Raw genomic sequence first — 19,488 nt, forward strand, 5'->3', positions numbered from 1 at the left:
GCATGTATTCGGCGATGACCAAGGCGGGCAAGGCGGTCGAATTCGTGTCGCTGCCGCTCGCCGATCATTATTTCACGCGCGAAGCCGACCGGCTCAAGCTGCTCCAGTCGATCGAGGCGTTTCTGACCAAGCATAACCCGCCCGATTGAGCGGTGTCTTTCCAGCGCGGGCAAAAGCGATTAAGCGGCCTCGATGGAAAATAGCTCCTCGCGCCTGATCGCGCCCTCGCTGCTGCTGTTTGCAATCCTCTACGGCGGCATGGTTCCGCTCGGCGGCTTCCTCGGCGCGAAACAGGTCGCACTCGGCCCGCTCGCCGTCGAAGCTGGGATTTTCCCTTTTCTGACGCTGATTGCGATCTCCAGCGGCATCGCCGAACTGCACGGCCGGGCGGTCGCGGACAAGCTGGTTCGCTTCGGTTTCATTCCGCTGGTCCTCGCGATTATCCTCACCGTCTTCGTGCTGCAACTGCCGACCGACGAGGGGATGTACGAGCCCGCGAAGGAAGCCTTCCCGATCATCGTCGGACAGGGATGGCGGATGATGGCCGCTGGCATATTGGCCTATGGCGTGTCGGTCAGCCTCAACGTCTGGATCTTCGCGCGGATGACCGCGAACAACGGCCGGCTGCTGCCGCTGCGCGGTTTCGTCGCTGCGGCGCTCAGCCAGATCATCGATACGCTGATTTTCATCACCGTCAGCTTTTACGGTGTGCGCCCGATCGCCGACCTGATGCTCGGCCAGATGATCGCCAAGGTCGTGTTGTCGGCGGTGATGGTGCCGCTGCTCGTGATGGCGGTGGTCGCCATCGGCCGCCGTCTGGACGGGACGCAGGCGCCAGAGGCAACCGCATGATGTCGACCACCGACCCTTCCAAAATGCCCGATCTGCTCGCCAAGGCCGAAACGCTGGTCGAGGCGCTGCCCTATCTGCAGCGCTATGCCGGCGAGACCTTCGTGATCAAATATGGCGGCCATGCGATGGGCGATCCCGAGGCGCAGCGCGATTTCGCAGAGGATGTCGTGCTGCTCAAAGCCGTCGGGATCAATCCGGTGGTCGTCCACGGCGGCGGCCCGCAGATCGGCCGGATGCTGAAGCAGCTCGGGATCGAATCGACCTTCGTCGGCGGTCTTCGCGTCACCGACGCCGCGACCGCCGAGGTCGCCGAAATGGTCCTTGCGGGCAAGATCAACAAGGAAATCGTCGGCTGGATCGCCGGGCTCGGCGGCCGCGCCGTCGGCATTTCGGGCAAGGACGCCAATCTGGTGCTTGCCGAGAAGGTCAAGCGCACCGAACCCGATCCCAATTCGGGGATCGAGCGCCACGTCGACCTCGGCTTCGTCGGCGAGCCGGTTGCGGTCGATCCGACGATCCTGACCAATCTGGCGAGCGACAATTTCATCCCGGTCGTCGCGCCGGTCGCGCTCGGCGCCGACGGCGCGACGTACAATATCAACGCGGATACGATGGCCGGGGCGATCGCGGGTGCGCTCGGCGCCAAGCGCTTTTTCTTGCTCACCGACGTTGCTGGCGTGCTCGACAAGGCGGGGTCGCTGCTGACCGACCTCGACCGCACCGCGATCGACGCGTTGAAGGCCGACGGGACGATCACCGGCGGCATGATCCCCAAGGTCGAGACCTGCGTCGCGGCGGTCGATGCCGGGGTCGAGGCTGCCGTCATCCTCGATGGCCGCATTCCGCATGCGATGCTGCTGGAAATTTTCACCGCAAGGGGTGCGGGCACGCTCATTCACCGCTAAGGCGGTATTACGACCCTTTCGGCCGGAGACCTTCCTTGTATTTCATGATGCTCGATATTCTGTCGATCCTGCTCAATGTGCTGTGGTGGATCATCATCGTCCAGGCGGTGATGTCGTGGCTGATCGCGTTCAACGTCATCAACACCCACAATGATTTCGTCGGCCAGCTCTGGTATGTGCTCGACCGGATCACCGAGCCGCTATACCGGCCCTTCCGCCGGATCATGCCCGATTTCGGCGGCATCGACCTGACCCCGATGCTGGTGCTGATCCTGCTCATCATCCTGCGCGGCCCGGTGCTTGGCTACCTCTATCAGCTCGGCATGAACGCCGGGATGGCGTGATCCGATGGCGGCGGCGGTCATCGACGGGAAGGCGTTCGCCGCCGGACTGCGCGCCCGGATCGCCGGCGCGGTGCCGGCGTTCGAGGCTGCGACCGGCCGCGCCCCGGGGCTTGCGGTCGTGCTCGTCGGCGATGACCCGGCGAGTGCGGTCTATGTCGGATCGAAGGGCAAGGCGACGCTCGCCGCCGGGATGGCGAGCTTCGAGCACCGCCTGCCCGCGACCGCGACGCAGGATGAGGTCGAGGCGCTGCTGGCGACCCTCAACGCCGACGAGGCGGTCGACGGCATCCTGCTCCAGCTGCCGCTGCCCGCCCATCTCGATGAACAGCGCGCGGTCGCGACGATCGATCCCGACAAGGATGTCGACGGGCTGACCCCGGTCAGCGCGGGGCGGCTTGCGCTCGGCATCGCAGGGATGGTGCCCTGCACCCCCTATGGCTGCCTGCTGCTGCTCCAGGACCGGCTCGGCGACCTCGGCGGCAAGGATGCGGTCGTGATCGGCCGCTCGATCCTGGTGGGCAAGCCGATGGCGGCGCTGCTGCTCGGCGCCAATGCGACGGTGACGATTGCGCATAGCCGGACGAAGGACCTGCCCGATCTCGTCCGGCGCGCCGATATCGTCGTCGCCGCGGTCGGGCGGCCCGAGATGGTCAAGGGCGACTGGATCAAGCCGGGCGCGGTCGTGATCGACGTCGGCATCAACCGCCTGCCGCCCGCCGATGGCGAAGCGAAGGGGCGTCTGGTCGGCGATGTCGATTACGCGTCCGCCGCCGCCGTCGCCGACGCGATCACGCCGGTGCCCGGCGGGGTCGGGCCGATGACGATCGCCTGTCTGCTCCGCAACACGCTCGTCGCCGCGCACCGCCGCGCGGGCCTTGCCGATCCGGAGGGTTTCTGATGCGCCTCGTCCTTGCCGCTGTCACCCTGTCGCTGCTCGCCGGCTGTTCGCAGGGCCCCGATCCGCGCAAGCGCCCGCTCGCCGCGAACCCCAGCGCCTATGTCGCCGCCGAGATCGCCTTCGCGCGGCTGGCGCAGGAGAAGGGGCAATGGACCGCGTTTCGCGAGACGTCGGCGCCCGACGCGGTGATGTTCGTGCCGCAGCGCGTGAAGGCGCGCGACTGGCTGAAATCGCAGAAGGATCCTGCCGAGGCCGTCAAATGGCAGCCGCATGCGGTCTATGTCAGCTGCGACGGCAACAGCGGCGCGACGACGGGCGCCTGGCAGAAGGCGGGCGCAAACGGCTATTTCACGACCGTGTGGATGCGCGATCCGATGAGCGGCAAGATCCGCTGGGTGCTCGATCATGGCGACGGCCTGTCGACGCCGCGCGCGGCGCCCGAGTTTATCGAGTCGAGCCAGGCGCAATGCGGCGCGCGCCCCGCGGTGCCGATCGAGGCCGGCGCCGAGGGCGACGACATGGCGGTCGGCCTGTCGGGCGACCAGACGCTGAGCTGGACCTCGACCGTCCATCCCGACCGGTCGCGCCGCGTCATCATCCGCCTGTGGGACGGCAAGGCCATGAAGACCGTCATCGACGACCGGGTGGCGGCGCCGGCGCCATGATGGACCTGTTCATCTCGGCCTTCGTGACGCTGTTCGTCGTCATCGATCCGCCGGGCTGCGCGCCGATCTACGCCAGCCTGACGACGGGGGCGAGCGCCGAGCAGCGCCGCGCGATGGCGATCCGCGCGACCTTGATCGCGGGCCTCATCCTCGTCTTTTTCGCGATGTTCGGCGAAGCGCTGCTGAGCTTTCTGCATATCGACCTCGACAGCTTCCGGATCGCGGGGGGCATCATGCTGTTCGTGATCGCGATCGACATGGTGTTCGAAAAGCGCACCGAACGGCGTGAACAGCGCGCCGAAAAGGTCCGGGCGACCCCCGAGGTCGAGGATGTCTCGGTGTTTCCGATGGCGATGCCGATGCTCGCCGGACCGGGGTCGATCGCCTCGGTGATGCTGCTCGTGTCGCAGAACAACGGCCTCGACCGGGCGCTGGTGATCTTTGCCGCCTTGCTCGTCGTGCTGCTGCTGACGCTCGCCGCCTTGCTCCTCGCCGGCCCCTTGATGCGGCTGATCGGCAACAAGGGCGAGGCGGTGATCACGCGGCTGCTCGGCGTGCTGCTCGCGGCGCTGGCGGCGCAGTTCGTGATCGACGGGCTCAAGGCCAGCTTCCCCAGCCTGGGATAAGAAAGGGGCGCCGCCCGCAGGCGACGCCCGCTGTTCCACGGGAATGGAACGTCCACGGGAATGGAACCTGTTCAGCCCGCGGCGTTGACGTCGTTCTGCGTCACCGGCGCGATGCGGATTTCGACGCGGCGGTTGCACTGATAGTCGGCCTCGCTGCGTTCGGGCGAGCATTTGAGCTGGGTTTCGCCATAGCCCAGCGTCGCCATGCGCGCGCGCTGGATGCCGCGGCCGGCAAGATAATCGGCGACCGATGCCGCGCGGCGCTCCGACAGGCCCTGGTTATAGCTATCGCTGCCGGTCGAATCGGTGTGGCCATAGACGTCGATATAGGTGCTCGGATATTCGGCGAGGGTCGAGGCGACGCTGTCGAGCGCGCTGCGGAACTGCGATTTCACGAGCGCGCTGTTGTAATCGAAGGTGACGTCGCCGGGCATGTTGAGGACGAGCTGGTCGCCCTGGCGCTCGACATCGATGCCGGTGCCCGCGGTGCGTTCGCGCAGCTTCTTTTCCTGCTGATCCATATAATAGCCGACGCCCGCACCCGCGACGGCGCCGATGCCCGCGCCGACGATCTTTTCGGTGCGGTCGCTGCGCCCGCCGATCAGGTCGCCGAGCAGATAGCCGCCGAGCGCGCCGCCGATGCCGCCGATCGCGGCCTTCGAAATGCGCTTCTCGCCCGTTTCGGGATCGGTCACGCAGGCGCTGAGAGTCAGCGCGCCAAGGCTGGCCATCGCAGCGAGCCTGAGGGTGGTGGTCTTCATTCTATCGCTCCCTTTTTTCGGCCGCCGGACTGGTCCTCCGCCGCGGCCGTCAAGCCGATAACATATTGGCCGGGATGTGGTTCCATCCGGCGCCTGAACGCCGCCTGAGCGCGCCATTTGTAATCGGACGGCTTTCGCTTATAGGGAGGCGCATGACCGAAGATGACAGGGGCCGGGCGCCGCAACGCCATATGCTTGCCCAATGAGCCCTTTTCCTTGGGGCGACGTCGCGATCATCGCGATCCTTGTGCTCCTCAACGGCGCTTTCGCCATGTCCGAACTGGCCATCGTTTCGTCGCGCGATCCGCGGCTGCAGGCGGCCGAAAAACGCGGCAGCCGCGGCGCCAGGCTGGCGCGCCAGCTCGCCTCCGATCCTGGCCGCTTCCTCTCGACCGTGCAGGTCGGCATCACGCTGATCGGGGTGCTGACCGGCGCCTATTCGGGCGCCAGCCTCGGCGGCCCGGTCGCCGAACGGCTGCAGGCCTGGACCGGGCTCGACCCCGAAAATGCCGAGAATATCGGCTTCGCGCTCGTGATCGCGGTGACGACCTATTTCTCGCTGATCGCGGGCGAACTGGTCCCGAAGCAGTTCGCGCTCCGTACGCCCGAACGCATCGCGATCCTCATGGCGGTGCCGATGTACTGGCTGTCGCGGATCGCGGCGCCGCTCGTCTGGCTGCTCGACAACAGCTCGGCGCTGATCTTCCGCCTGCTCGGGCTCAACCGCGAATCCGAGGAGCGCGTCACCGCCGAGGAACTGCACCTGATCGTCGCCGAGGCGTCGAAGTCGGGGGTGATCGAGGAAAGCGAACGCGCGATCATTTCGGGCGTCGTGCGCCTCGCCGACCGGCCGGTGCGCGAGGTGATGACGCCGCGCATCGACGTCGACTGGATCGACATATCGTCCGACGCCGACGCGGTGCGCGCGAAACTGCTCGAAACCCCGCATACGCGCATCCCGGTGGCGCGCGGGTCGGTCGACGACATCGTCGGCATCGTCCAGGCGCGCGATATCGCGGGCGCGCTGTTCCGCGGCGAAGCGCTCGACATCGAAAAGCTGACGCGGTCGGCCAAGGTCATCCACGACCAGATCGACGCGATGGACGCGCTCGAGGCGCTGCGCGCCGCCGATGTGCCGATGCTGCTCGTCCACGACGAATATGGGCATTTCGAGGGGCTGGTGACGCCCGCCGATTTGCTGTCGGCGATCGCGGGCGAGTTCGCGTCGGATCAGGACATCGGCAGCGAACCCTTCGTGGTCGAGCGCGACGACGGCAGCCTGCTGATCGCGGGATCGATGCCCGCCGACCAGATGGCCGAGCGGCTGGGAATCGAGCTGGGCGACGACCGCGACTATGCGACCGCCGCGGGCCATGCGCTTGCGATCCTGAAGCATCTGCCCGAGGAAGGCGAGCATTTCACCGACCGCGGCTGGAAGTTCGAGATAGTCGACATGGACGGCCGCAAGATCGACAAGCTGCTGGTCACCGAGGTTCGCAAGCCGAAGGACGACGAAGGCGAATGATGCCCGGCCGCTTGCGGGCTTAAAGCGACAAAAGATACGGACATACGCCGTCATTCTGTCTCCTTTGTCGCTTTAAGGAGATGCGGCGGGCTGGCCTCGTCGCGCAGCGCGGCGTGGACGACCGCCATGTCGGGGCCGCCGCTGACGTCGATCGCGCCGCCGCGCAGGACGCGAACAATGGTCACGCCGTTGATCGCCCGGTCCATCGCAATGCTATATTGGTGCATGCGCCCCATCGAGATCGCGCGATCCCACGCCGCGGCGAAGCTGGCGGCGTCGGGCCGTTCGCGCAGGCGGTAAGCGGACGCGCGACCCATACCAACCGCCTTTGCGGCTTTGCCGACCGAGCCCATCGCGCCCAGCGCGCGAATGAAATTGGCCTGTGTTTCCGGGGTCCATCCGTCGGCGCGATGGCGCTGCTGCGGCACGGGCGCAAAGGCGAGGCGGGTCTCGGCGAGCAGCGGAGCGCGTGGGGTGCTGTGTTCCATCGACCAGTGTGAAGCACGGCGGAATAATGTAGGAAAGAGCTATTTGGCCATAGTTTGTTTTGGGGCGGGGAGCAGCCTCTCAATTCTCGTGATGCTGAGGCAAGTCCAGCATGACGATGCGATGCATGTCGCGCTCCGGTAGCGTCCGGTCATCCCTTGCGGAACAGCGCCTCGGCGTTCGCCTTGAAAGCGCCCGCGGCCGCCTTGTGCGCCTTGACGCGCGCGATCTCGCTTTCGAGGACCGCGACGCGCTCGTCGAGTTCGTCGAGCGACAAGGGATCGAGCGGCTGCTTGATCAGCGCCGCGAGCACATCGTCGCGGCGGCGGGGAAGGTCGTCATCGTCCATGGCGCGTCCTCTCTCGCTGGTCACCCATTGAGGGCGCGTGACTGTTGACCCGTGTCGCACCTCTGTCAATAAGGCGGGGCATGGGCGTTGTGGGGACGCCCGATGAATGTGGGGGAATATCAGTGACTAGCCTGCCAGCGACCATGACCGCGATCGCCATCCGCGAGCCCGGCGGACCCGATGTGCTGGTGCCCGAGACGCGGCCGGTGCCGCAGCCGGGGCCGGGCGAGGCGCTGATCCGCGTCGCCGCGGCGGGGGTCAACCGTCCCGACGTGCTCCAGCGCATGGGCGTCTATCCGCCGCCGCCGGGCGCGTCGGACCTGCCGGGGCTCGAGGTTTCGGGCACCGTCGTCGCGGTCGGGCCGGGCGACGATCCCGAACTGCTGGGGCAGGCGGTCTGCGCGCTGATCGCGGGCGGCGGCTATGCCGAATATTGCGTCGCGCCGGTCGGCAGCTGCCTGCCGGTTCCCGCGGGCTTTTCGATGGCCGAGGCGGCGGCGCTGCCCGAGACCGTCTTCACCGTCTGGCACAATCTGTTCGAGCGCGCCTATGTTCGCGAGGGCGAGACCGCGCTGGTCCACGGCGGCACCAGCGGCATCGGCACGACCGCGATCGGCCTTTGCAAACTATTCGGAATCCGGACGATCGTCACCTGCGGCAGCGCCGACAAATGCGACGCGGCGCGCGCGCTCGGCGCCGATCTCGCCGTCGACTATTCGTCCGAGGATTATGTCGAGGCGGTGAAGGCCTTCACCGGCGGCAAGGGCGTCGAGGTGGTGCTCGACATGGTCGGCGGCGACTATGTGCCGCGCAATCTGGAGTGCCTTGCAGACGACGGCCGTCACGTCACCATCGCCTTCCAGCGCGGCGCGAAGGTCGAGATCGACATTTCGCAGCTGATGCGCCGCCGCCTGACGATGACCGGCTCGACGCTGCGCGCGCGCAGCGCCGAGTTCAAGGCGCTGCTCGCCGACGAAATCCATCGCACTTTGTGGCCGCGCCTGTCCGAAGGCGGCTGGAAGCCCGCGATGGACCAGAGCTTCCCGCTGACCGACGCCGCCGCGGCGCACGCGCGGATGCAGGCGGGCGCGCATGTCGGAAAGATCGTGCTGACGGTGGCATAACGACGGGAGGGGTGTGATGAGCGACTGGCCGATCCTTCACGAATATGCGGCGAGCGGGAATTGCTACAAGATTCGCCTGACCGCCGCGCTGCTGGAGACGCCGATCGAGCGGCGTGCATATGACATCATGAAGGGCGAGACGCGCACGCCGGACTTTCTGGCGACCGTCAACGCCAATGGCCGCATTCCGGTGCTGCAGGTCGGCGACCATTTCCTGCCCGAAAGCAACGCCGCCTGCTTCTATCTCGCGGAAGGGACGCATCTCGTCCCGCACGACCGCTTCGAGCGCGCCGACATGCTGCGCTGGATGTTCTTCGAACAATATAATCACGAGCCGAATGTCGCGACCCTGCGATTCTGGATGCGCTGGGTCGGCGAAGATAATTTCAGCGACCTCCAGCGCGCGCTCGTGCCGGTGAAGCAGGAGGCGGGCAAGGCCGCGCTGGCGCTGATGGACGAGCATCTGGCGGAGCGTGACTGGCTGACGGGCCACGACCTCTCGCTCGCCGACATCTGCCTCTATGCCTACACGCATGTCGCCGAGGACAGCGGGCTGTTCACCCTTGCCGACTATCCGGCGGTACGGCGCTGGATCGAGCGGATCGAAGCCGAGCCGGGGTTCGTGGCGATGGAGGAGTAACGCAAGGTCCGGAGACGAGCGAGCCCAGCCGTCGCCCCGCCAAGGCGGGGGCGACCTTGTTGGAACGTCCGCGTCCCACCCCCAAAGCCAACCTCGAATCCCCGCACTTGCCCCTTTCGCCATTCCGGCATATATCCACCGCCAATGTCCGGCCGCCCCGCGAGGGGCGGCCCTTATTATTTGCGCTTTTGGAGAGCAGTCATGGCCAATGCCGATGCAACCCCGCTGATGCCGCACGCGACCGCCGCCTGGCTGGTCGACAACACCGGCCTCACCTTTGTTCAGATCGCCGAATATTGCGGCATCCACATCCTGGAGGTTCAGGCGATCGCCGACGAGACCGCCGCGACCAAATATACCGGCCGCGATCCGGTGCGCGCGCACGAGCTGTCGATGGAAGAGATCGAAAAGGGTCAGGCCGACCCGAATTACAAGCTCAAGATGACCAAGCAGGCGCAGGACACGATCCGCCGCACCCGCGGCCCGCGCTACACCCCGGTGTCGAAGCGCCAGGACAAGCCCGACGGCATCGCCTGGATCCTGAAGAACCATCCCGAGGTGTCGGACGGCGCGATCGGCAAGCTGATCGGGACGACGCGCAATACCATCGGCGCGATCCGCGACCGCAGCCACTGGAACAGCGCGAACATCGTCCCCAAGGACCCGGTCACGCTCGGCCTCTGCTCGCAGCGCGAACTCGACGCGCTGGTGGCGAAGGCAGCGAAGAAAGCCGGCATCGCCGCGCCGACCGACAATCGCCTCGAGGGCGACCGCGAAGCGCTGCTCGAAGAGCTGCGCGCCGAGCGCAGCGCCGCCGCCGAAGCGCGCGCCGCCGAGGAAGCCGAAGCCGACAGCGAAGCCTGAGGCGTCGCATGTCCGGGGGGCCGGCTTCGCGCGACGACGACGATATTCCGGCGGCCAGCGGCTCGCCGGACGCCTCGCTGACGCAGGACGACAGCTTTACCGCGACCAGCCATGCGGGCCTGACCTATCCGTGGGGCGACGCCGCGCCCGGTGTGGGCGAGACGATCCGCATCGCGCCGGGCATCCGCTGGGCGCGCATTCCGATGCCGGGATCGCTCGGCCATATCAACAGCTGGCTGCTCGACGACGCGGCCGATAACGGCGCGGACGGCGTTGCGGTCGTCGACACCGGCATCTGCCTCACCATGTGCTCGGACGCGTGGAAGGCGCTTTATGCCGGGGCGCTGAAGGATACGCGCATCACGCGGGTCATCGGCACGCACCTCCATCCCGATCATATCGGCCTGGCCGGCTGGATCGCGAAGAAGCAGGGCGTGAAGCTGTGGATGACGCGCGGGGAGATGCTGACCGCGCGCGCAATCGTCGCCGATTCGTCGGACACGACGCCCGACGAGGTGCTCGCGCAGTCGCGCGCCGCGGGCTGGGACGAGGAGGCGATCGAGACGCAGCGCGCGCGCGGCTGGAACATGTTCCAGCGGATGATCTTTGCGCTGCCGCGGTCCTATGTGCGGATTTGCGACGGCGAGACACTCGACATGGGCGGGCACCGGTGGCGCGTCGTCACCGGATCGGGGCACAGCCCCGAACATGCGTGCCTGTGGAACGAGCGCGAGGGCGTTCTGGTCTCGGGCGATCAGGTGCTGCCGCGGATCAGCTCGAACGTGTCGGTCAACATCACCGAGCCCGACGCCGATCCGCTCGGCGAATGGCTCGCCTCGATCGACAAGCTGATCGCGACGATCCCCGGCGACGTCGTGACCTGCCCCGCGCACGGCCAGCCGTTCCGCGGGCTGCACGTCCGCCTGATGGCGCTGCGCGACGAGCATCGCATGCGGCTCTACAATCTGTCCGAGGCGATCGCGAAGGCGCCGATGCGCGCGGTCGACAGTTTTCCGATGCTGTTCAACCGGAAGATCGGCCCGGAACAGCTCGGCATGGCGACGGGCGAAGCCTTCGCGCATCTAAAGCGGCTTGAAGTCGAAGGCCGCGTCCAGCGCGAAGACCGCGACGGCGTCTGGTGGTATCACGGGGTGGCCTAAGGCTCCGCGCCGACGCCCGCTTTTGGGGTAGATTCGAGACCAGCCCTTACAACTCCCCGCCCAGCGCGCCGTATTTCGCTTCGAACCCGGCCTTGTCGCCGCGGGCGAGGTAGCCGGCCTGGTCGACAATTGCGTCGCGTGCGATGCGGCCCTGGAAGGCGCCGAGTTGGGGGTCGATGGCCGCGACGTCGGCGTCGGTCCAGTCGGCGATCTGCTGGAAACTGGTCACGCCGAGGCCGTTCAGCAGCACGACCATCTTGGGGCCGACGCCCTTCAGCAGTTGCAGATTGTCGCTCGTGGTGGCGGGCGCCGCCGCCGGTTCCGGTGTCGCAACGACTTCGGGAACCGGTTCGGGCGCCGGCGGCGGAACCGTGGGCTCCTCGGGTGCGATCGCCGCGGGTTCGGGCTCTGGTTCCGGGGCTGGTGCAGGCTCGGGCTGCGGCTCGGGCTCAGGCTCTGGCTCTGCCGGAACGGGGGCTTCGGCGACCGGTTCCGCGGGAACGGTCGGCTCTTCCGGAATCTCGGCGACCGGTTCGGGTTCAGGAGCGGGGTCCGGAACCGGTTCGGGTTCGGGCGCAGGCGGCGCTTCGGCGACGGGTTCCGGCGCAGGGGGCGGCGGAGGAGGAGCGGCGGCGACAGGTGCGGGCGCCGGTTCCCTGGGTTTGAAACGCGCGGGTTCGGCGGCGATGATTTCGGGCTTCACCGCTTCCAAGGGCTTGCGCGGTTCGGCGGGCGGGGCGGCCGGGGTTTCGATTTCCTGCGGCGCCCTGCGGCCGAAGAGGAGCCACAACAGCACCACCGCGACGACGAGGCCGACGACTGCGATGATCCAATTTTCCTGAAGCCACGCCATTCAATTCGCTCCCTGTCTGTGTGCTCGCGCGGCAGCGGGAGCCCAGAGCGTTCAAAGGCGGCTGGCGCAATTTCGCTCTGGGTCCCCGCCTTCGCGGGGACACATGATGGGGATGCAAATATCCGGCGGGTCGCTGGCCGTCCAGTCCGGTGGCCAGGTTGCCCTATTTCGCCTCGCGCGCGACCTCGCGCCAGCCGATATCGCGGCGGCAAAAACCGCTTGGGAAATCGAGCTTGTCGACCGCGGCATAGGCGCGCGCCTGCGCTTCGGTGACGCTCTTGCCCGTCGCGGTGACGTTGAGAACGCGGCCGCCCGCGGCTACCAAGGTGCGATCCTCGCGCGCGGTGCCGGCGTGGAAGACGCGCACGCCGCCCGCCTCGGCATCGGCGATGCGGCGGATCGCGCCCCCCTTTTCGGGCGTGCCCGGATAGCCGTTCGCCGCCATCACGACCGTGAGGGCATAGTCATGCGCGAAGGTCGGGGCGTCGGCGGTGGCGATGGCGCCGGTCGCCGCGGCGTGGAGCAGCGCGGCGAAATCGCCCCGGAAGCGCATCATCAGCACCTGGCATTCGGGGTCGCCGAAGCGGCAGTTATACTCGATCAGCTTCGGGCCTTCGTCCGTCAGCATCAGCCCGGCGAACAGCACGCCGACATAAGGCGTGCCCTCCGCGGCGAGCGTCGCCACCGTCGGACGGATGATGCGGTCCATGACGGCGGCTTCGAGCTCGGCGGTGAGCACGGGGGCGGGGCTGTACGCGCCCATGCCGCCGGTGTTCGGACCCGTGTCGCCGTCGCCGACGCGCTTGTGGTCCTGCGCGCTGCCGAAGGCGATGACGTCGGTCCCGTCGGAGAGCGCGAAGAAGCTCGCCTCTTCGCCGGTCATGAATTCCTCGATCACCACCTCGGCGCCCGCGCTGCCGAAGGCGCCGTCGAACATATGCTCGATCGCCGCCTCGGCCTCGGTCCGCGTCTCGGCGATGATCACGCCCTTGCCCGCGGCCAAGCCGTCGGCCTTGATCACGACGGGGATTGCAAAGCCTTCGAGCACCGCGCGCGCTTCCTCGGCGCTGGTGCAGCGAACGTATCCGGCGGTCGGGATACCGGCGCGCGCGCACAGATCCTTGGTGAAGCCCTTCGATCCCTCGAGCCGCGCGGCGGCGGCGCTGGGGCCGAAGGCGGGGATGCCGATCTCGCGGAGGCGGTCGGCGAGGCCCGCGACGAGCGGCGCTTCGGGGCCGACGACGACGAAGTCGATCGCATGCGCCTTCACGAAGGCGATCAGCCCGTCGATATCGTCGGCGGCGACAGGCACGCATTCGGCATATATCTCGATCCCCGGGTTGCCGGGCGCGGCATAGAGCTTGGCGCAACTCGGCGATTGTGCCAGTTGCCAGGCTAACGCATGTTCGCGGCCACCAGAGCCCACCAGCAGGATATTCATGTCAGTCCCTTTTCCCGATCCGGCGTCCGACGATGGCACCGAAGCGCGGCTGTTAGCCGAGGCGGTGCCGGGGGACAATGCACCCGCCCTGTCGGTCAGCCAATTATCCGCAGCGATCAAGCGGACCGTAGAGGACGGTTTCGCCCGTGTCCGCGTGCGCGGCGAGCTGTCGGGGGCGAAACGCGCCGCGTCGGGGCATTTCTATGCCGCGCTGAAGGACGACAATGCGCTCATCGACATGGTGATGTGGAAGGGGCAGGCGGGCCGCCTCGCCTTCCGGCCCGAGGACGGGATCGAGGTGATCGCGACCGGCAAGCTCACCACCTATCCGGGGCGCTCGAAATATCAGCTCGTCGTCGACACGCTCGAGGTCGCGGGCGAAGGCGCGCTGATGCTGCTCTTCGAGAAGCTGAAGGCGCGGCTGGGCGGCGAGGGGCTGTTCGACCAGACACGCAAGCAGCCGCTGCCCTATCTGCCGCAGGTCATCGGCGTCGTCACCTCGCCGACCGGCGCGGTGATCCGCGACATATTGCACCGCCTGGCCGATCGCTGCCCGACGCGCGTGATCGTGTGGCCGGTGCTGGTGCAGGGCGAGGGCGCGGCAGCGCAGGTCGCCAATGCCGTGCGCGGGTTCGATGCGCTGGCGCCCGGCGGGCCGGTGCCGCGGCCCGATCTGGTGATCGTGGCGCGCGGCGGCGGGTCGATCGAGGATCTGTGGGCCTTCAACGAAGAGGTGGTCGTGCGCGCGATCGCCGATTGCCGCATCCCGACGATCAGCGCGGTCGGGCACGAGACCGACGTGACGCTTGCCGACTATGTCGCGGACGTGCGCGCGCCGACGCCGACCGCGGCCGCCGAGATGGCGGTGCCGGTGCGCGCCGAGTTGCAGGCGCAGCTTGCGACATGGCAGGGGCGGATGATCGGCGCGGCGAACCGCCAGCAGGCCTTGCGCAGCGAGCGGCTGGCGGCGCTGGCGCGGCACCTGCCCCGGCGCGAGGCGCTCTATGCGCCGCAGCGCCAGCGGCTCGACGACAATGGCGAGCGGCTCGACCGGGCGCAGCGGTATCGGCTGGGCGTGGTCGCCGAGCGGCTGGCGACGCGCTCGGAGGCGCTGCGGCCGGCGCTGCTCGAACGGCGCTGGGACCGCGACCGCGCGAAGCTGGAAGGGCTGGGGCGCTTGCTCGACTCGCTCGATCCGCGCGCGCTGCTGTCGCGTGGCTATGCGATGGTGCGCGATGGCGAAGGCGCGATCGTGACGACCGCGGCGAAGGCGCGCGGCGCCGGGCATCTGCGGCTGCAATTCGCCGACGGCGAGGTGCCGGTTGCCGTGAGTGACGGCGGTCAGACTTTGCCTCCCGCCGCGCCGAAGCCGGCTCGCAAGCAACCCCCCGCGGCGCCGGGCGCGACGGGCCGGGGGCAGGGCGAGCTTTTCTGATCGGGCTGGGGTGGCCGAAAGCGGCGCAGCTGCTATATTGCGTGCAATGACTTACGCTTCGATGGACCCGAAACCATGCTGATCGCCAGCCGCAACCGCCTTGCCCGCCTGCACTATGGACCCAATGGGTTCCGCGTTCTGGCGCCCGGCGACCACGTGCTGTGCGCGGTGAGCGGGGTGCCGATCGGGCTCGACGAGCTCCGCTATTGGTCGGTCGCGCGGCAGGAGCCCTATGCGACCGCCGCCCTTTCGGTACAGGCTGCGCTCGACGCCAAGGCATGAAGCGCGCGTACCGGCCGCGCCTGGCCGCGGTCCTGCCCCTGATGATGCTTGCCGCCGGTTGCGTGCCGCCTGCCGCGCCGGTCGATGCGCCCCACACGCCGCGCCCCGGGCCGCGCCCCGCCGCCAGCGTCCCGCCGCCAACCGCACCCTTGCCGCCGCTGCGCACCGATTTTGCATTGCGCGGCGTGCCCGAGCAGGGCGCGATCCTGATCGGGCAGGCGCCGGCGGGGACGCGCAGCCTGACGCTCGACGGCAGGCCGCTCGCAGTCGCACCCGACGGCGGCTTCCTGATGGCGTTCGACCGCGATGCCGGGCCGACGGCGCTGCTCGCGGTGACGCTTGCCGACGGCCGGAGCGCCGAGCGGGTGCTGAGCGTCGCACCGGGCAGCTGGCGGATCGAATATATCAACGCGCCCTATCGCGGCAGCGCGGCGAGCGACGCCGATTTCGAACGCCGCCGGCCGGCCGAGCTGGCGCAGATCGCCGCAGCGCGCGCTGTCGCGGTCGAGTCCGACGGCTGGCGGCAGGCGTTTCGCTGGCCGGTGACCGGGCGGCTGTCGGGCTTTTTCGGGTCGCAGCGCGGCTATCAGGGCAAGCCCGGCACCTATCATGGCGGCACCGATATCGCGGTGCCCGCCGGCACGCCCTTCGTCGCGCCCGCCGACGGCGTGGTGACGCTCGCGGCGACGGCGCCTTTCACACTCGAGGGCAATCTGCTGATCGTCGATCATGGCATGGGGCTGAGCAGCGCCTTCCTGCATTGCCAGCGGCTCGACGTGAAGGTCGGCGACCGCGTCGTGCAGGGCCAGCGGCTTGGAACCGTCGGCCGGACCGGGCGCGCGACGGGCCCCCACATGCATTGGGGCCTCAAATGGCACGATGCCCGGCTCGACCCCGGAAAGCTGGCCGGACCCATCGGCAGCTGAGCCCCATCGCAGGCGCGACATTTTGTTTCCCCTGAAACAAAATGTCGCGGATTGTGCAGTGCAACCGCCTTGTATGTCGCGGAATCCCGCAGTTGTTGCAAATACGTCACAATGGCATCCGAAACCGCCGGGCGCCGGGCAAATTCCCTTTACTCAACATGAATGAGCGATCATCCCGCGTGCTATCGGGGCATCTGTGCGTCGGCACTTCGCCGGCGCCATGGGGGCCCAGGTAACATCACCATCAGTAGCAAGGGACTGCACTGTGAAGACAACCCACTATTCCAAGCTGAAGCTCGGCGCCGCGCCGCTCGTCATGGGCATCGCGCTGGCTTCGGCTCCTGCCTATGCGCAGGACGCCGCTGAGGACAGCGCGACCACGGGCGGCGAAATCGTCGTTACGGGTACGCTGATCCGCAACCCCAACCTCGAACAGTCGACCCCCGTCAACGTGACCACGTCGGACGCGATCGAACTGAAGCAGTCGAACGTCGCGGAAGAAGTTCTGCGCGAACTGCCTGGCGTCGTTCCGAACATGGGTTCGGCCGTCAACAACGGCAACACCGGCGGCTCGTACGTCGACCTTCGCGGCCTCGGCTCGACCCGCAACATCGTCCTGCTGAACGGCAACCGCGTCGCTCCGTCGGATGTGAACGGCCGCGTCGACCTCAACAACATCCCGCTGGCCCTGATCGAGCGCGTCGACGCGCTGACCGGCGCCGCGGTGACCACCTATGGTGCGGACGCCATCACCGGCGTCGTCAACTTCGTCACCAAGCGCGACTTTGCGGGTCTGGAAGTCACGGCTTCGGAACAGATCACCGAACAGGGCGACGGCAACGTCTTCCGCGTCGACGCGACGATCGGTGCGAATTTCGACGACGGCCGCGGCAACGCGGTTCTCAGCATCGGCTACCAGCAGGCCGACGCCGTCTATCAGGGTGCGCGTCCGTTCTCGGACAACACGCTCGACAGCTATTCGAACACCTTCCTGGGTTCGGGAACCTCGGTTCCGTCGCGCTTCTCTGGCACCCGCCCGCTGATCGCCGGCACCAACACCCCGAATACCACGCCCGACCCGAACGGCACCGGTAACGGTGGTGTCCGTCAGGTCAACGCAGCCGGCCAGGCTGTCGGCACCTTCGCGACCTATAACTTCAACCCGTTCAACATCTTCCAGACCCCGTTCGAGCGCTATAACATTTATGGCCAGGCGAACTACGAAGTGTCGGACGCGGTCGAGGTCTATGCCCGCGGCATCTTCTCGAAGAACAAGGTTTCGACGATCATCGCCCCGTCGGGTTCGTTCGGCGGCACTGTTACCATCAACCTCAACAACCCGTTCCTGCCTGCGACGCTGCGCAACCAGTTCTGCGCATTCAACACGTCGACGACGAACGGCGTCTACACGCCGCGCTTCACCCCCGCGGAATGCGCCGCAGCGGCGACGGCCACCGGCCGCACCGACGCGAACTATCGTGAAGTCACGGTTACGCTGAACCGCCGTACGCCGGAAGTCGGCCCGCGTATCAGCGACTACCAGACAACGTTCTTCGACTATCGCGTCGGCGCCCGTGGCGGCATCACCGACACGATCGACTGGAGCATCGAAGGCGCCTACGGCGAGTCGGAAAATATTCAAACGATCAAGGGCTACACGCTGCAGTCGCGCTTCCGTCAGGGCTCGCTGGTCAACGGCACGCTCGCCAACCCGGTTTGCCAGGATCCGTCGAACGGCTGCGTTCCGATCAATCTGTTCGGCCCCGAAGGGTCGATCTCGCCCGCCGCTGCCGACTTCCTTTCGGAAAACAGCTCGACGACCAACCGGACTTCGCTCGCTCAAGCGCGCGCGATCATTTCGGGCGACCTCGGCTTTACTTCGCCGGGCGCCGTGCAGCCGATCGGCTTCGCGATCGGTGGCGAATACCGCAAGTATAAGGCGCAGCAGGCGTCGGATCTTCTCGCCAAGACCCCGGGTGAACTCGGCGGCGCCGGCGGTGCGGCTCCGGACATCGATGGTGGCTATGACGTCTATGAGGCTTATGCCGAAATCGTCGCACCGCTGATCGAAGACAAGCCCTTCTTCGAAAGCCTGACCCTCGAAGCCGGTATCCGTTATTCGGATTACAGCATTCAGGGTGCCGGTGGGTACAACACCACCACCTGGAAGGCTGGCGGCAGCTGGGAGCCGGGCGCTGGCGTCAAGTTCCGCGGCAACTACAGCCATGCCGTTCGCGCACCGAACATCGGCGAACTGTTCACGCCGACTTCGGTTGGCCTGACCAACCTCGGCATCGATCCCTGCGCGGGCGCCGCTCCGGTTGGCAACGCCAACCTGCGCGCGGTCTGTATCGCTCAGGGCGCTCCGGCGGGCACGATCGGTTCGATCACCAACCCGACGGCGGCTCAGGCGAACATCACCACCGGTGGTAACCTGAACCTGCAGCCGGAAAAGGCCAACACCTGGACCCTCGGTCTCGTGTGGCAGCCGGACTTCCTGCCGCGCTTCAACATGTCGGTCGACTATTACAACATCAAGGTCACCGACGTGCTCGGCACGCCGCTGCCGGGTGACATCATCAACGCCTGCTTCGGTGCCGTTACCGCATCGAGCGCGACAGATCCGGCTTGTACCGCGATCCGTCGTAACCCGATCACGGGCGGCCTTGACGGTGACCCGGCAACGACGCCCGGTCTGTTCGGTACCACGAACAACCTGGGTAAGCTGTTCACCGATGGTGTCGACCTGATCATGAACTACAATACCGATCTGGGCTTCGCGAGCCTCGACTGGTCGTTCGTCGGTAACTGGACGCACAGCTCGAAGTTCAACTCGAACGCTGCCGACCCGGCTTCGCTCAACCGCGAGTGCGTCGGCTACTACAGCGTGAACTGCTCGTTCACGGGTTCGATCCAGCCCGAGTTCCAGTTCTCGCAGCGCTTCACGTTCGGCTTCGACAAGGTCGACCTGTCGCTGCTGTGGCGCTGGCAGGATGCCGTGTCGTTCGAACCGCAGCAGCTGGCTGACGATATCGCGGCTGCCGTTGCGGCGGGCACCAACCCGGCGACGGGCTGCCCCGATCCGACGGGCACCGACCCCAACGGTTGCGTCGTCGATCCGCAGTTCCGCAAGATCAAGGCGGCGCACTATTTCGACCTCACGGCTCGCTTCAACGTCAGCGAGAACCTCACCTTCACGGCGACGGTTCAGAACCTGCTCGACAAGAAGCCGCCGATCGTCGGCAACACGATCGGTTCGACCACCTACAACAGCGGCAACACCTTCCCGTCGTCCTACGACGCGCTGGGCCGCCGTTATGCGGTGTCGGCGAAGCTGAAGTTCTAGTCGCTT

At 67.3% G+C, this 19,488-nt stretch carries 21 protein-coding genes; 16 read left to right on the forward strand and 5 right to left on the reverse strand.

All coding sequences use genetic code 11. The features are described 5' to 3' along the window. Positions 1-2 precede the first annotated feature (2 nt). From ATE67_RS21330 to ATE67_RS06695, 7 genes are read left to right on the forward strand one after another with little or no spacing between them, the layout of a single operon-like run. Positions 3-149, forward strand: a complete 147-nt coding sequence (locus ATE67_RS21330) for a hypothetical protein (protein ID WP_156416933.1) — start codon at positions 3-5, stop codon at positions 147-149. 43 nt (positions 150-192) lie between these two features. Further along, complete coding sequence (locus ATE67_RS06670) at positions 193-852, forward strand: queuosine precursor transporter (RefSeq protein ID WP_058815969.1); 660 nt, start codon at positions 193-195, stop codon at positions 850-852. Then, complete coding sequence (argB, locus tag ATE67_RS06675; protein ID WP_058815970.1) at positions 849-1,757, forward strand: acetylglutamate kinase; 909 nt, start codon at positions 849-851, stop codon at positions 1,755-1,757. Before ATE67_RS06670 ends, argB begins: the two co-directional genes overlap by 4 nt. Positions 1,758-1,801: 44 nt before the next feature. Continuing rightward, entirely contained in the window at positions 1,802-2,101 is a 300-nt protein-coding gene (locus ATE67_RS06680; RefSeq protein ID WP_058816384.1) for a YggT family protein, read from the forward strand. 4 nt (positions 2,102-2,105) lie between these two features. Further along, positions 2,106-2,999 (forward strand): bifunctional methylenetetrahydrofolate dehydrogenase/methenyltetrahydrofolate cyclohydrolase FolD, encoded by an 894-nt coding sequence (gene folD / locus ATE67_RS06685; protein WP_058815971.1) that lies wholly within the window; start codon positions 2,106-2,108, stop codon positions 2,997-2,999. Beyond that, on the forward strand, positions 2,999-3,664 hold the full coding sequence (locus ATE67_RS06690) for a hypothetical protein (protein ID WP_058815972.1): 666 nt from the start codon (positions 2,999-3,001) through the stop codon (positions 3,662-3,664). Before folD ends, ATE67_RS06690 begins: the two co-directional genes overlap by 1 nt. Next, a complete protein-coding gene (locus tag ATE67_RS06695) occupies positions 3,661-4,290 on the forward strand; it encodes a MarC family protein (RefSeq protein ID WP_058815973.1) in 630 nt (209 codons plus the stop codon). The genes ATE67_RS06690 and ATE67_RS06695 overlap by 4 nt, the downstream gene beginning before the upstream one ends. Before the next feature lie 71 nt (positions 4,291-4,361). On the opposite strand, the gene ATE67_RS06700 is transcribed toward ATE67_RS06695, so the two are convergent. After that, complete coding sequence (locus ATE67_RS06700; protein WP_058815974.1) at positions 4,362-5,051, reverse strand: OmpA family protein; 690 nt, start codon at positions 5,049-5,051, stop codon at positions 4,362-4,364. Positions 5,052-5,253: 202 nt separating this feature from the next. Here ATE67_RS06700 and ATE67_RS06710 point away from each other — a divergent pair, with 202 nt between their 5' ends. Continuing rightward, positions 5,254-6,576, forward strand: coding sequence for a hemolysin family protein (locus ATE67_RS06710; RefSeq protein WP_058815976.1), 1,323 nt, complete (start codon positions 5,254-5,256; stop codon positions 6,574-6,576). A 50-nt stretch (positions 6,577-6,626) separates the two neighbouring features. On the opposite strand, the gene ATE67_RS06715 is transcribed toward ATE67_RS06710, so the two are convergent. Continuing rightward, a complete protein-coding gene (locus ATE67_RS06715) occupies positions 6,627-7,064 on the reverse strand; it encodes a hypothetical protein (RefSeq protein ID WP_058815977.1) in 438 nt (145 codons plus the stop codon). Positions 7,065-7,213: 149 nt separating this feature from the next. Then, entirely contained in the window at positions 7,214-7,411 is a 198-nt protein-coding gene (locus ATE67_RS06720; RefSeq protein WP_058815978.1) for a DUF1192 family protein, read from the reverse strand. 143 nt (positions 7,412-7,554) lie between these two features. On the opposite strand from ATE67_RS06720, the gene ATE67_RS06725 reads away from it, so the two are divergent. The 4 genes from ATE67_RS06725 to ATE67_RS06740 all read left to right on the forward strand — a co-directional run bounded on the left by ATE67_RS06725 (position 7,555) and on the right by ATE67_RS06740 (position 11,199). Beyond that, positions 7,555-8,535 (forward strand): NAD(P)H-quinone oxidoreductase, encoded by a 981-nt coding sequence (locus ATE67_RS06725; protein WP_231728071.1) that lies wholly within the window; start codon positions 7,555-7,557, stop codon positions 8,533-8,535. Between the two features lie 16 nt (positions 8,536-8,551). Continuing rightward, positions 8,552-9,175, forward strand: a complete 624-nt coding sequence (locus ATE67_RS06730; RefSeq protein ID WP_058815980.1) for a glutathione S-transferase family protein — start codon at positions 8,552-8,554, stop codon at positions 9,173-9,175. A gap of 228 nt (positions 9,176-9,403) precedes the next feature. Next, the gene (locus ATE67_RS06735) at positions 9,404-10,039 is read left to right on the forward strand and encodes a DUF1013 domain-containing protein (RefSeq protein WP_058816385.1); all 636 of its coding nucleotides are present in this window, start codon (positions 9,404-9,406) and stop codon (positions 10,037-10,039) included. 8 nt (positions 10,040-10,047) lie between these two features. Beyond that, positions 10,048-11,199, forward strand: coding sequence for an MBL fold metallo-hydrolase (locus ATE67_RS06740; protein WP_058815981.1), 1,152 nt, complete (start codon positions 10,048-10,050; stop codon positions 11,197-11,199). A 46-nt stretch (positions 11,200-11,245) separates the two neighbouring features. On the opposite strand, the gene ATE67_RS06745 is transcribed toward ATE67_RS06740, so the two are convergent. Both ATE67_RS06745 and purD read right to left on the reverse strand, forming a co-directional pair. Next, complete coding sequence (locus ATE67_RS06745; protein WP_058815982.1) at positions 11,246-12,052, reverse strand: hypothetical protein; 807 nt, start codon at positions 12,050-12,052, stop codon at positions 11,246-11,248. A 163-nt stretch (positions 12,053-12,215) separates the two neighbouring features. Next, positions 12,216-13,493, reverse strand: a complete 1,278-nt coding sequence (purD, locus tag ATE67_RS06750; protein WP_058815983.1) for a phosphoribosylamine--glycine ligase — start codon at positions 13,491-13,493, stop codon at positions 12,216-12,218. Here purD and xseA point away from each other — a divergent pair. The 4 genes from xseA (at position 13,492) to ATE67_RS06770 (ending at position 19,482) form a co-directional block, all read left to right on the forward strand. Next, entirely contained in the window at positions 13,492-14,928 is a 1,437-nt protein-coding gene (xseA, locus tag ATE67_RS06755) for an exodeoxyribonuclease VII large subunit (protein WP_058815984.1), read from the forward strand. The genes purD and xseA overlap by 2 nt on opposite strands. Positions 14,929-15,003: 75 nt before the next feature. Continuing rightward, entirely contained in the window at positions 15,004-15,210 is a 207-nt protein-coding gene (locus ATE67_RS06760; RefSeq protein WP_058815985.1) for a DUF2093 domain-containing protein, read from the forward strand. Continuing rightward, on the forward strand, positions 15,207-16,136 hold the full coding sequence (locus ATE67_RS06765) for a M23 family metallopeptidase (protein ID WP_058815986.1): 930 nt from the start codon (positions 15,207-15,209) through the stop codon (positions 16,134-16,136). The genes ATE67_RS06760 and ATE67_RS06765 overlap by 4 nt, the downstream gene beginning before the upstream one ends. Before the next feature lie 265 nt (positions 16,137-16,401). Further along, positions 16,402-19,482 (forward strand): TonB-dependent receptor domain-containing protein, encoded by a 3,081-nt coding sequence (locus ATE67_RS06770; RefSeq protein WP_058815987.1) that lies wholly within the window; start codon positions 16,402-16,404, stop codon positions 19,480-19,482. Positions 19,483-19,488 lie beyond the last annotated feature (6 nt).

It is taken from the genome of Sphingopyxis sp. H050 (assembly GCF_001468265.1).
Taxonomy (GTDB): domain Bacteria; phylum Pseudomonadota; class Alphaproteobacteria; order Sphingomonadales; family Sphingomonadaceae; genus Sphingopyxis.